The following is a 13,154-nucleotide window of genomic DNA, read 5'->3' as shown; positions in this document are numbered from 1 at the left end:
GTAAAGGGAATCAAGGTAGGAACAAAGATTAATTCATCTGCTGCATGGCGGACATCATAAGCTGCATGGTTTCCAATTTGGACTGTTGATCCGGAGGCATGAAGTTCTTTAGCTGGTCAAAAGACATCCGTCCAAAGGGATTGTTATTTTGTCTTTGGTTATTGGCAGGCCTGCCGGGTCCTTCGGACTGGGTTTGGGTTTGGGACTGGGCCTGGGACTGGGCCTGAGCCTGGACAGGAATGGTGGAGCTGGGAACGGGGTCAGGGAAAGAACCGGCCAGCCTAAAGCCCTGGAAGAAGTTGATAACAAGGTCGATGAGATCCTGTTCTGCCGGATTGGCAAAGGGCTTTATGGTGTTAAGCATATCAATGGGGGAGTCGGACTGGCTTCTCTCTCCTGCGGAGCAGATTCCCATGGTCGCCACTTCTCCCTCTTCAAACAGATTGATGGTGCGCTGCAGCTCGTTTATTTTTACGAAGTAGGAGATAAAGCGCTGTTGGGAAACACTCATATAAGGCAGGGCGGCCTTCATCATCTGAAGATGATTATCACCGATAAGGGAGTCCAGATCATTGGCGCGGACATTTTCTTCATTGTTCATGGCATGAGATTCCTTACTTTTCTTGTTGACAATATATGCGTCTGCATATATTAGTATTACAGGAGAGTGATTTAGATATGGAAAGCAGATTGATCATAGATGGAAATGCAGTATATGAAATTGATGAAGAATGTATGAAAAGAAAGCAGAATAGAAACTCTTTAAAGGGCGGAAACGGCCAGAACCCTTTTCCAACGTCCGGAAAGGGTAGCGGCCAGAGCCGTTCATAAATGAAAACAGGGCCCGATCTGTGAAGAAGATCGGGCCCTGTTTTATGTTTTGCTTAGCAGCAGAAGTTATTTCCGCCACCGAAGCCGCCGCCGCCACAGCAGCACAGAAGAATGATGATCCAAATCCAACTGCCACCATCATTTCCGCAACCGCCGCAACTGTTACCGCAACTGTTGCCGCAACCGCCGCTACCGCCACCACAGAAGCACAGGATAAGAATCAGCCAAATAAGATTGAAACCACCGCTGTTGCATCCTCCGCTGTTGCAATCGCATCCGCATCCACAGTTAGTTGCTGCCAGATCACTCATATAGGTTCCTCCAAATAATTTGTTTACACTGTAAGTGTATGAATGCCAGCTTGCCACTGTTTCCACATTTTTCTCAAAATTTTTAGATTTGATGTGATTGAACTTATCCAAATGTTGTGTATAATTAGAACAACAGAGAAATGAGGAGCAAAAGATGGATAAATTATATTATAACAGACCATATGTAAAAAACTTTGAAGGGGAAGTGCTGGATTGCGTCCAGGGAAAGGACGGTTTTTTTCAGGTGCTTTTAGACCGGACAGCCTTTTATCCGGAGGGCGGAGGCCAGCCGGCTGATATGGGAAGCCTGGGAGAGGCAGCAGTCCTTGACGTAAGGGAAAAGCCGGAAGGCATTGTCCATATTACGGATAAGCCTCTGAAAGCGGGCAGCCAGGTAACCGGGGCCATAGACTGGGAGAGAAGATTCGGCCATATGCAGAATCATTCCGGAGAACATTTATTATCGGGTATCGTACATAAGCATTATGGTCTTGATAATGTAGGGTTTCATATGGGAAAGGATGAGGTGACTGTGGATTTTAACGGCCCTCTGACTCTGGAACAGATAGAAGCGGCAGAGATGGAAGTGAATGAGCTCATCTGGCGGGATATTCCGGTCCTGGAATCTTATCCGTCAAAGGAGGAACTTTCCAATATAGATTACCGGAGCAAAAAGGAATTAACCGGACAAGTACGGCTGATCGAATTTCCGGGAGGAGATGTATGTGCCTGCTGCGGTACTCATGTAATGACCTCAGGAGAAATCGGCATTCTGAAGGTGACGGGGATGATTCATTATAAAGGCGGTGTCAGGGTGACTATGGTATGCGGACGGATGGCTTTTGAGGATTACCACAAAAAACAAAAGGCAGTGTCCGGCATTTCTGTCCTGTTATCGGCAAAACCGGATGGCGTTCTGGAAGCGGTTGGCAGGTTAAAAGAGGAAGGGTTTAAAAAGGAAGGAAGGATCAGCCAGCTTTCCAAAGAGCTTCTTGAGAGAAAGGCCGCAGATTATCCACAAATGGATGAGCCTCTCTTGGTATTTGACCGTGATTTGTCACCGGTACAGCTGAGACAGTTTTGTACCATGCTGTATGAAGGAAAGAAAGGAAGCGTGGTTTTGGCATGTTCCGGAGATGAGAGAGCCTTTCAGTATGCGCTTGGAAGCAGCCAAAAGGACATGAGGGCATTGAGCAAAGCATTAAATGGAAGATTAAACGGCCGGGGAGGGGGAAGTGCCCTGATGGCTCAGGGAACTTTTCAGGCTTTTGAGGAAGAGATCAAAAAAGCTTTTTTGGAAGAGTTATAAAAGGAGAGAATGATGGAATTCAATGACAGTACAATAAAAAAAATACGGGGACTCATTGTATTTGCCGTAATCGTGGTGGTGGCAGGCTGGAATTACAGAAGCCTGTTTGCCCTGGCCATGAGGCTTATAGGGTTTGTCTCGCCCTTTCTTTTGGGAGGGGTCATGGCCTTTATCCTCAATGTACCCATGCGCAGAATTGAAAAGATGCTGCCGGTAAAGGAAGAGAGCAGGCTCCGCAGGCCATTTAGCCTTTGCCTTACCCTGGTGTTTGTGGTAGGGGTTCTGCTGCTTGTCATCTTTGTGGTGATGCCCCAGCTTTTTGAGACGATTTTAAGTCTGCAAAACAGCATTCCGACTTTTCTTGCAAGTGTGAAGGAGGAAGCGGAAAGGCTGTTTGCCCAGAATCCGGAGATCGCTGACTATATTAACAGCATCCAGATCGACTGGAAAGCCTTTTTGGAAGGAGTGGTCGGATTTTTATCCACCGGAGCGGGATCAGTGCTTTCCTCCACGGTATCAGCCGCCATGTCCATTATAAACGGAGTGACAACCTTTGTCATTGCCCTGGTCTTTGCCATTTATATTCTTCTTCAGAAAGAGACTCTTTCACGCCAGTTTCAAAAGCTGATGAAGGCCTTTCTTCCGGAAGCGGTAATGGTGCGGACCCTTGAAATTTTAAAGCTGGTCTCCGAAACCTTTTCCAATTTCCTTGCCGGACAGTGCCTGGAGGCGGTCATCCTTGGAAGCATGTTCTTTTTGACCCTGTCTGTTTTCCGCCTTCCTTATGGGCTTCTCATCGGCGTCCTGATTGCATTTACAGCCCTTATACCCATGTTCGGGGCATTTATCGGATGTGCCATCGGAGCATTTTTGATGCTGATGGTAAAGCCGCTTGATGCGGTCATCTTCCTGATCATATTTTTTGTCCTTCAGCAGGTGGAAGGAAACTTTATCTACCCCCATGTGGTGGGAAATTCTGTGGGACTTCCTTCCATCTGGGTCCTGGTGGCTGTCACCATCGGCGGCAGCGCCATGGGGATTGTGGGAATGCTGGTGTTCATCCCTCTTTGCTCCGTGGTGTATGCCATTCTCAGGGAGATCGTAAACGGAAGGCTGGAAAAGAAGAAGCCGATTAAAAACAAAAAAATATAGATGTACAACAAAAAAAGAGGGATTCATGGAACCCCTCTTTTTACTATTCACCCTGGTACATATACTTGATGAGCCGTTCCACATCCTCCGGATCATGGGCAACCAGTTCCAGTTCACTGATGATGCTGCCATTGGAAAAAATGGTAGCCATGGAAAGGTACTGGCTTAATTTGGATTTTAAATTGATCCGGTCGCCTTCCTTGGAGACCAGCTCAACAGTGCCTTTGCACTGCTCGATAACCTTAAAAAATTTTTCTACATCCGTGATATTTTGAATTTTCATGTGAATTCCTCCTTTTGGAATGTCCGTGAAATAATTGTCAATTCCTACGCCTTTATTATAGCAGTGTTTTTTCTCTGGTACAATATGGAAAAAACCAGAAAATGAACGTATTCCGAAGTTTTTTATGTATAATAAGAACATAAATGCAAAAGAGGAGGAAAGGATCATGAAGAGGATACGGGAATATGGTATTATCACGGGGAAACTGGCTCCGGGGCCCCTTAATAAAATTACCGATGTGGAAGGGGTTTTGGTGGGACATGCCACCATCAATACCAAAGATCATAAAACAGGAGTCACAGTCATTTTGCCCTGTAAGGACAATCCATTCTCCAGAAAACTGGTGGCGGCTGCCTATATCCATAACGGCTTTGGAAAGAGCCAGGGTCTTATCCAGGTGGAAGAGCTTGGAACCCTGGAAACGCCTGTGGCTCTTACCAATACGTTAAATGTAGGGAAGGTCCATGATGCCCTGGTAGATTTCATGCTTGAGCAGTGCAATAAGGAGGGAATAGAGGTCACCTCCATTAATCCCGTGGTAGGAGAATGCAATGATTCGGTCTTAAACAAAATCAGTGACAGGGTGGTTGGCCTGGAAGAAGTGAAAGCGGCTGTTGCAGAGGCCACGGCAGATTTTGAAGAAGGAGCAATAGGTGCAGGCTGCGGTACCGTATGCTATGGGTTAAAGGGCGGGATCGGCTCCGCCTCCAGAAGGTTTCAAATCGGAGGAGAGACCTATACCCTGGGGGCAATTGTGCAGTCAAATTTCGGAAGCACGGAAAACCTGATGGTGAACGGAATGGCTGTTGGAAAGGAAATTTTCCGGCTGACAGAGCCGTCAATTTTGGACAGAGGTTCCGTCATGACGATCGTAGCAACAGATCTTCCTGTCACAGACCGTCAGTTAAAACGGATTTTAAAGCGGGCAGGAGTAGGGCTGTCCAGAACCGGTTCCTACATGGGCCATGGAAGCGGGGATATTATGGTCGGCTTTACCACGGCAAACCGGATACCGGAACGGCCGGAAAAAGAGCTGATGTCCATAAGCATTTTAAAGGAAAGCGCCCTGGAAAGTGCATTTATTGCTGCGGTGGAAGCGACGGAGGAAGCGGTCCTCAATTCTCTTGCCATGGCAAAAACAACCACAGGCCACAAGGGAAATATAGTGCGTTCCCTCACAGACCTGTGGCTTTCCAAGGATCGGCCTTAGTCAAAATCTACATGGTAGACTTGATCAGTGGTGTGAATGTCAATGACGCTTAAATTAAACTGGTCTTCGAAAATCTGGATTTTATATTCAAAAAAGGTATCCTCCGTTTTCTTTGACATGAATATATATGCCCCCGGCTCCTTGTCCTCAATTTCGTCACAGATCTCGTTGTAGATTTCTTCCCCATCCACAGGGCCTTTATATCCGGCCGTGCGTATGGCTTCTTCGATTGCCTGATAGAATTCTTCCATAAAACAGTACCTCGTTTCTGATTCATTTAACCGAATTAAGTAAGCTGCTATTCGGTTATGTGCCCGGTAAAGACGGGCATAATGTGAGTAAGTGGCGGAGTGGATTGGGAATATCCGCTTGACTATGGATACTATTATAAGCAATCTTTTCCATTGCTGCAAGAACTACTTGAATCTTCATTTAGAGGGTGTATAATAGGAGGGCAGCCGCCAAGATCAGGCAAGCCTGGTTTTGGCACGTTGCCTATACGGGAATAAAATGGAGGGATTGGATATGGATTTGTTATACAGACCGAGAAGATTAAGAACATCAGATACCTTGAGAAAAATGGTACGGGAAACCAGAGTTTCAAAAGAGTCCCTGATCTATCCCCTGTTTGTGGTGGATGGAGAAGGCCTTGTGGAAGAAATCCCTTCCATGGAGGGCCAATATCGTTACAGCGTGGATCAGCTTCCGCTGATCATAGACAGGCTGATGGAAGCCGGAGTTGGAAAAGTCCTGCTGTTTGGGATTCCGGCCCATAAGGATATGTGCGGAAGCCAGGCTTATGACGAGGAGGGAATCGTCCAGCGGGCCATCCGTTTTATTAAAGAACAGTATCCTTCTGTATACATTGTCACTGATGTGTGCATGTGTGAATATACCTCCCACGGTCACTGCGGGATCCTGGAAGGGGAGTATGTGGATAATGACAGGACTCTGGAATATTTGAACCGCATTGCTCTTTCCCATGCAAAAGCAGGAGCCCATATGGTGGCCCCTTCCGATATGATGGATGGAAGGATCGGTTCCATGAGGCAGGCCCTGGACAGCGCAGGTTTTGTGAATGTGCCGGTCATGGCTTATTCCGCCAAATACGCTTCCGCATTTTACGGGCCTTTCCGGGATGCTGCCGGATCTGCGCCTGCCTTTGGGGACCGGAAGAGCTATCAGATGGATTACCATAACAGGAAAGAGGCTTTAAAGGAAGTGGAACTGGATGTGGCGGAAGGAGCCGATATTGTGATGGTAAAGCCGGCCCTCTCCTATCTGGATATTATAAGAGAGGTGGCTGACCGCCATGACCTTCCTGTGGCTGCTTACAGTGTAAGCGGAGAATATGCCATGATAAAAGCAGCTTCCAAAGCCGGTTTTATTGATGAAGAAAAGGTGGTATGCGAATCGGCGGTGAGCATATACCGCGCTGGCGCGGATATTCTCATCACCTATTATGCCATTGAGCTTGCCGGTTTTATGGACGAAGGGAAGATTGGCTGATTATAGCCCCTTTTCCCGCCGTATCCTCTTGATGTCATCAAGAAGAAGAACGGATATCCGAAGACCTCCCCGTCCGGCTCCCAAGCTGATATCAGGTTTGTTGCTTCCGTGAAAGTCTGAGCCGCCTGTGGGAAAAAGGTCATACTGTATGGCCAGTTTTTTCAGCTTGCCGCTTTCATACTGGTTGTTGGAAGAGTGATAGACCTCCAGTCCGTGAAGTCCCAGCTCCTTTAAATAGCGGACCAGTTCTTCTGTTTTTTTATCTCCCAGGTGATACTGGTATGGATGGGCCAAAACAGGGGAAGCCTTACAGCTTGTAAGGATCTTCATGGCGTGCTCCGGAGTGATCTTTTCTTTGCGGGGGCAGTAAGGGCCGCTGTAGTCTAAATATTTTTTAAATGCCTGGTCCATGTTCTTTACATAGCCCTTTTCAAGAAGGATCCGGGCAAAGTGGGCACGGGTTATGACTGTGTCAGGATTTCCTGCCATCACCTCTTCCAGTGTGATGGAAATGCCGGCATTTTGGAAGCGGCGTATTATTTCTTCGTTCCTTTTTTTCCGGATTTCCTTAAGAGCATCTGTTTCAGAGATAAATTCCCGGTCTGTCGGATCGACAAAAAGTCCCAGAATATGAATTTCTTCGCCCTGGTAAACACAGGAGAGTTCGATCCCCGGAATGATCTCAATGGGAAGGCCGGCGGCAGCGGCCTGTGCTTCCGAAATGCCGTCAATGGTATCGTGATCGGTCAGTGCAATGGCCGCAAGTCCCTTTTCTGCGGCCAGAGCCACCACTTCGGAGGGAGTGAAGGTGCCATCCGAAGCATTGGAATGAACATGCAAATCGACAAATTTCATAGAAACCTCCAAAAAGAAATAGTTTGGTAACACTATAGTAACATGTTTTTTTTAATCTGTAAAATGTAGAAAAAACGCGAAAAATAATTAAGAAAATTCATAAAATCGTAATAGCATTTCCCACAAAGTATGGTATACTACTCAGTGTAAAGCTACAAAATCATGTAAAAAGGTGAAGTTAATGAATCAGATAGATAACAGACAAAGAGGTGGGGGAAGAACCAATTCTTCCCGGAAGGTCAGCAGTAAAAGTGCATCGGAAGCAGGCCGCAGAACAGGACAGGCCTACAGAACGGGCAGCCCCTATCAGCAGAGGCGGGGAAAGAAAAGAAAGAGAGGGCCTCAGTACAGCGTCACAAAGATACTTCTGGGGATCATTCTGGCCGTTGCCGCCTTTATCTGCATCATGGCTGCCATGAAGGTTATTGGAGGAAGCAAAGCTAAGGAGGCGGAGGCAAATACCACAACCGTTTCGGAGCCGGAACTGAAGAAGGAAGTTAAAGTGGATGGGATAACCATCACCGGCATGTCCAGGGAAGAAGCCAAAGAAGCTATTGATAAACAATACCCGTGGGGGATGAAGGTCACCTATAATCAGGAGCAATACGAGCTTAAGAACCTGATGGATAAAAAAGTGGATGCCCTGCTTGATGAGATATATTCAGGAGAACCAAAGGAAAGCTATACCATTGACTTCGACGGACTGGAAGAGGATGTTCAGGCCGAAGTAGAAGCCATTGCAGGAAAATGGGATGTGGCAGCTAAAAACGGCTCCATATCAGGATTTGATAAAAATACCGGAAAGTTTATTTATTCCGGAGAGAAAAACGGAGTAGTGATCGATCAGGAGAAGCTGGCATCTGATATCATGGCACAGCTTCAGGCCAAGAATTTCCAGGCAGACATTCAGGCCACAGGCAAGGAAGTCGCTCCTAAGATAACCGAGGCCCAGGCAAAGGAGATGTATAAGGTCATCGGCACTTATACAACGACAACAACAACCAATAGTGACAGGAATAAGAATATTGAGCTGGCTTCTGATTCTTTAAACGGCCTGATCCTTCAACCAGGAGAAGAGTTTTCCTTCAATAAGGCCACAGGGGAACGTTCCACTGCAAAGGGATACCGTCCGGCAGGCGCATATTTAAACGGAGAATTGATCGAAGAACCCGGCGGAGGCGTATGCCAGGTGTCTTCCACCTTATATAATGCGGTTGTATTTGCAGGGCTTTCCACTACGGAGCGCCATGCCCACAGCTATGAACCTTCCTATGTAACACCGGGGGAAGATGCCATGGTCAGCTACGGCGGGCCTGATATGAAGTTTGTCAATAATTCTTCCACAGCCATTGCCATCAGGACCAGCTTTGCTGACAGGAAGTTAAAAATCTCCATTGTAGGGATCCCGATTCTGGAGGAGGGCGTTACCTTGTCCATGACATCAAAGAAAACAGCGGAGTTAGATGCTCCCGCACCGGTCTATGAGGAGGATCAGACCCTTCAGCTTGGAGAGGAAAAGATCGTTAAGGCAGAGACCAAGGGAAGCCGCTGGGTAACTAACTTAGTTACTAAAAAGAACGGCGTTGTAGTAAGCGATGAGCTTTTGCATAACAGCACCTACCGGGGAAAACCGGCGACCATCAAACGGAACCAATCAGGAGTCGTCATTCCGGCCACGGATCCGGCCGGCTCCGCTGCTGAAAGCAGTCCGGCAGAATCCCCGGGAAGCGGGGAAACCACCGCTCCCAACGGCAATGAGCCAGACGGAAATTCCGGCGGACCTCAGGGACCGGGAACAACGGAAACCCAACCTTCCCAGACTCAGGGACCTTCTTCTACCACAGAAGCGGCAGATGGTGACGGAGGCCAGAATGTAATTCCTCCAAACCCATTCAACTAAAAACAGATTAAAATCAGACAGGACTGGACAGATTATTCGTTCCAGTCCCTTTTTATCGGATTGTTTCGAAAATAATACTTAAATTTCCTGTTTTAATATTTGCAAATTGTTGAATAATTGTTATAATAATGTAAGGTCACTTTCCCTATACGGGAACCAATTTATACATTATTCACATTTGCAGGAGGAAATCAATAATGGCAAGAAAAATGAAAACCATGGATGGAAACCATGCAGCAGCTCATGCGTCATACGCATTTACTGATGTAGCGGCTATCTATCCGATCACCCCATCTTCACCTATGGCTGAAGCAACGGATGAATGGGCAACAGACGGAAGAACCAATATCTTCGGTCAGACAGTACAGATTACGGAGATGCAGTCCGAGGCAGGTGCAGCAGGTGCAGTACACGGTTCCTTATCAGCAGGTGCGCTGACCACCACTTATACAGCTTCCCAGGGTCTTTTACTGATGATCCCGAATCTTTATAAAATCGCAGGCGAGCAGTTACCAGGTGTAATCCACGTATCGGCACGTGCAGTTGCCAGCCATGCTTTATCTATCTTTGGTGACCACTCCGACGTATACGCATGCCGCCAGACAGGCTGTGCCATGTTATGCGAATCCAGCGTACAGGAAGTTATGGACTTGACTCCGGTTGCTCATATGGCAGCTCTTGAAGGCAAGGTACCGTTTATTAACTTCTTCGACGGTTTCCGCACATCCCACGAGATCCAGAAGATCGAAACCTGGGATTATGAAGATTTAAAAGAGATGGTAAGCATGGATGCGATCGACGAATTCCGTCATCGCGCTTTAAATCCAAACCATCCGGAATTAAGAGGCTCCGCACAGAACCCTGATATCTTCTTCCAGGCAAGAGAGGCTTGCAACCCGTATTATGAAGCACTGCCTGCAATCGTTCAGAAATATATGGACAAGGTCAATGCAAAGATCGGAACCGATTATAAATTATTCAACTATTATGGAGCTCCTGATGCAGAACATGTGATCATTTCCATGGGTTCCGTAAACGATACCATTGAGGAAACTCTTGACTATCTGCTGGCATCAGGCAATAAGGTAGGTGTGGTGAAAGTCCGCTTATACCGTCCGTTCTGTGTAGAAGCTTTCATTGAAGCTATCCCGGATACCGTAAAGACGATTTCCGTATTAGACAGAACAAAAGAGCCAGGTTCCATTGGTGAGCCTTTATACCTTGACGTTGTTGCAGCACTTAAGGGAACAAAGTTCGATCAGGTGAAGGTTTTAACCGGACGCTACGGCTTAGGTTCCAAGGATACAACACCGACTCAGATTGTTGCTGTTTATAACAACAAGGAGAAAACACCGTTTACCATCGGTATTATCGATGATGTGACCCATCTCTCTCTTGAGACAGGTACACCGATCGTTACAACACCGGAAGGAACCACAAACTGCAAGTTCTGGGGTCTTGGTGCAGATGGTACCGTAGGCGCTAACAAGAACTCCATTAAGATCATCGGCGACAACACGGATATGTACGCGCAGGCTTATTTTGATTATGACTCCAAGAAGTCCGGCGGCGTTACCATGTCTCACTTACGCTTCGGACACAAGCCGATCAAATCCACCTATTTAATCCGCCAGGCTAACTTTGTGGCATGCCATAATCCGGCTTATATCCGCAAGTACAATATGGTTCAGGAACTGGTTGACGGCGGTGTCTTCTTACTGAACTGCCCATGGGATGCAGCTGGTCTTGAGAAGCATCTGCCAGGACAGGTGAAGAAATATATCGCTGACCACAACATCAAGTTCTACACCATCGACGGTGTGAAGATCGGTATTGAGACCGGAATGGGACAGACCCGTATCAACACCATCCTTCAGTCCGCATTCTTTGAACTGACCGGAATCATTCCTTCCGAAAAGGCAAACGAACTGATGAAGGCAGCTGCAAAGGCAACCTACGGACGCAAGGGCGAAGAAATCGTCATGAAGAACTGGGCAGCTATTGATGCAGGTGCGAAAGGCGTTGTTAAGGTAGAAGTTCCGGAAAGCTGGAAAAACTGCGAGGATGAAGGACTTGATTATAAGTTCATCACAGAAGGCAGAAAAGATGTTGTTGATTTCGTTAATAACGTTCAGTCCAAGGTAAACGCACAGGAAGGAAATTCCCTGCCAGTATCCGCATTCAGCGATTATGTTAACGGTTCCACACCATCCGGCTCAGCCGCATACGAGAAGCGCGGTATTGCAGTTACCATCCCAGGCTGGGTTCCGGAAAACTGTATCCAGTGTAACTTCTGTTCCTATGTATGTCCTCACGCTGTTATCCGTTCCATTGCTCTGACTGAAGAAGAAGCAGCAGCAAAACCTGAGGAGATGAAGACCCTTCCAATGACAGGTATGCCGGGATATCAGTTCGCTGTGACCGTATCCGCATTTGACTGTACAGGCTGCGGTTCCTGTGCAAACGTATGTCCAGGAAAGAAGGGTGAGAAAGCTCTTGTTATGGTCAACATGGAAGAAAACTGCGCAGAGAAGCAGAAAGTATTTGATTTCGGCCAGACACTTCCGATCAAGCAGGAAGTTATCGATAAGTTTAAAGAAAACACCGTTAAGGGCAGCCAGTTCAAGAAACCCCTTCTTGAGTTCTCAGGAGCATGTGCAGGCTGCGGCGAGACACCTTATGCAAAACTGATCACACAGTTATTCGGTGACAGAATGTATATTGCAAATGCAACCGGATGTACTTCCATCTGGGGCAACTCTTCTCCATCCACACCTTACACCGTAAATGCAAAGGGACAGGGCCCTGCATGGGCAAACTCTTTATTTGAGGACAATGCCGAGTTCGGTTACGGTATGATGCTGGCTCAGAGCGCCATCAGAGGCGGCTTAAAGGCAAAGGTTGAAGAGCTTCTGAATTCCGAAAAGGCTTCTGATGAAATCAAGGCAGCCTGCAAGGAATATCTGGATACCTTTGAGTCAGGTTCAACCAACGGTTCTGCAACTGATAAGTTAATTGCAGCAATAGAGGGCGTTGAATGTGATACCTGCAAGGCGATCCTTAAGGATAAGGATTTCCTGGCTAAGAAATCTCAGTGGGTATTCGGCGGCGACGGCTGGGCATATGATATCGGCTTCGGCGGCGTTGATCATGTTCTTGCAAGCGGCAGGGATATCAACGTTATGGTATTCGATACAGAGATCTATTCCAATACCGGCGGTCAGTCTTCCAAGGCTACCAAGACAGGTGCTGTTGCACAGTTCGCTGCAGGCGGTAAGGAAACAAGAAAGAAAGACTTAGCAAGCATCGCTATGAGCTATGGCTATGTATATGTGGCACAGATCGCCATGGGCGCTGATTATGCACAGACTGTTAAGGCAATCTCCGAAGCAGAGGCATATCCGGGACCATCTCTGATCATCGCTTATGCTCCTTGTATCAGCCATGGTATCAAGAAGGGCATGTCCAAGGCTCAGACAGAAGAGAAGCTGGCTGTAGAGTGCGGTTACTGGAACAACTTCCGTTACAATCCAGCTGCTGAGAAGAAGTTCACCTTAGACAGCAAGGCTCCTGTATTAGAAGGATATCAGGATTTCTTAAAGGGTGAGGTTCGTTACGCTTCCTTAGCAATGAAGAACCCTGAGAGAGCAGCTGAATTGTTCGCAAGGAATGAGGCAGATGCAAAAGACAGGTACGAATACCTGAGAAAACTGGTTACTTTATACGGTAATGACTAATTGGCTAAATAATTATTTAATAGTAATCTAAAATACGCCCGGATGAGAAAATCCGGG

At 47.1% G+C, this 13,154-nt stretch carries 12 protein-coding genes; 7 read left to right on the top strand and 5 right to left on the bottom strand.

The window, feature by feature from the left end; translation table 11 throughout:
- Positions 1-28: 28 nt before the first annotated feature.
- Positions 29-601, bottom strand: coding sequence for a hypothetical protein (locus tag K401_RS0127155; protein WP_024295895.1), 573 nt, complete (start codon positions 599-601; stop codon positions 29-31).
- A 77-nt stretch (positions 602-678) separates the two neighbouring features.
- On the opposite strand from K401_RS0127155, the gene K401_RS33320 reads away from it, so the two are divergent.
- Positions 679-831, top strand: a complete 153-nt coding sequence (locus K401_RS33320; RefSeq protein WP_166435298.1) for a hypothetical protein — start codon at positions 679-681, stop codon at positions 829-831.
- Positions 832-884: 53 nt separating this feature from the next.
- Here K401_RS33320 and K401_RS34125 read toward each other — a convergent pair whose 3' ends face one another.
- Positions 885-1,142 (bottom strand): hypothetical protein, encoded by a 258-nt coding sequence (locus tag K401_RS34125; protein ID WP_084492998.1) that lies wholly within the window; start codon positions 1,140-1,142, stop codon positions 885-887.
- 154 nt (positions 1,143-1,296) lie between these two features.
- Between K401_RS34125 and K401_RS0127140 the strand changes: the two genes are divergently transcribed.
- Complete coding sequence (locus K401_RS0127140) at positions 1,297-2,451, top strand: alanyl-tRNA editing protein (RefSeq protein WP_024295893.1); 1,155 nt, start codon at positions 1,297-1,299, stop codon at positions 2,449-2,451.
- A gap of 12 nt (positions 2,452-2,463) precedes the next feature.
- A complete protein-coding gene (locus K401_RS0127135) occupies positions 2,464-3,603 on the top strand; it encodes an AI-2E family transporter (protein ID WP_024295892.1) in 1,140 nt (379 codons plus the stop codon).
- A gap of 43 nt (positions 3,604-3,646) precedes the next feature.
- On the opposite strand, the gene K401_RS0127130 is transcribed toward K401_RS0127135, so the two are convergent.
- Positions 3,647-3,886 carry a hypothetical protein gene (locus K401_RS0127130; RefSeq protein ID WP_024295891.1) on the bottom strand — a complete coding sequence of 80 codons (240 nt, stop codon included), beginning with the start codon at positions 3,884-3,886 and terminating at the stop codon, positions 3,647-3,649.
- A gap of 166 nt (positions 3,887-4,052) precedes the next feature.
- Here K401_RS0127130 and K401_RS0127125 point away from each other — a divergent pair, with 166 nt between their 5' ends.
- Complete coding sequence (locus tag K401_RS0127125; protein WP_024295890.1) at positions 4,053-5,096, top strand: P1 family peptidase; 1,044 nt, start codon at positions 4,053-4,055, stop codon at positions 5,094-5,096.
- Here K401_RS0127125 and K401_RS0127120 read toward each other — a convergent pair.
- On the bottom strand, positions 5,093-5,347 hold the full coding sequence (locus K401_RS0127120) for a hypothetical protein (RefSeq protein ID WP_024295889.1): 255 nt from the start codon (positions 5,345-5,347) through the stop codon (positions 5,093-5,095). The genes K401_RS0127125 and K401_RS0127120 overlap by 4 nt on opposite strands.
- 274 nt (positions 5,348-5,621) lie before the next feature.
- On the opposite strand from K401_RS0127120, the gene hemB reads away from it, so the two are divergent.
- Positions 5,622-6,605, top strand: a complete 984-nt coding sequence (gene hemB, locus K401_RS0127115; RefSeq protein WP_024295888.1) for a porphobilinogen synthase — start codon at positions 5,622-5,624, stop codon at positions 6,603-6,605.
- Here the strand turns inward: hemB and K401_RS0127110 are convergent, their stop codons facing one another.
- The gene (locus K401_RS0127110; RefSeq protein WP_024295887.1) at positions 6,606-7,460 is read right to left on the bottom strand and encodes a PHP domain-containing protein; all 855 of its coding nucleotides are present in this window, start codon (positions 7,458-7,460) and stop codon (positions 6,606-6,608) included.
- 181 nt (positions 7,461-7,641) lie between these two features.
- Here K401_RS0127110 and K401_RS0127105 point away from each other — a divergent pair, with 181 nt between their 5' ends.
- Entirely contained in the window at positions 7,642-9,360 is a 1,719-nt protein-coding gene (locus tag K401_RS0127105; protein WP_024295886.1) for a VanW family protein, read from the top strand.
- 197 nt (positions 9,361-9,557) lie between these two features.
- Positions 9,558-13,097, top strand: coding sequence for a pyruvate:ferredoxin (flavodoxin) oxidoreductase (gene nifJ / locus K401_RS0127100; RefSeq protein WP_024295885.1), 3,540 nt, complete (start codon positions 9,558-9,560; stop codon positions 13,095-13,097).
- Positions 13,098-13,154 lie beyond the last annotated feature (57 nt).

Origin of the sequence: Lacrimispora indolis DSM 755 (genome assembly GCF_000526995.1) — a bacterium.
Lineage (GTDB): Bacteria > Bacillota > Clostridia > Lachnospirales > Lachnospiraceae > Lacrimispora > Lacrimispora indolis.
The sequence above is the reverse complement of the archived record's forward strand: the minus strand, read 5'-3'. Positions and strand labels throughout refer to the sequence as shown.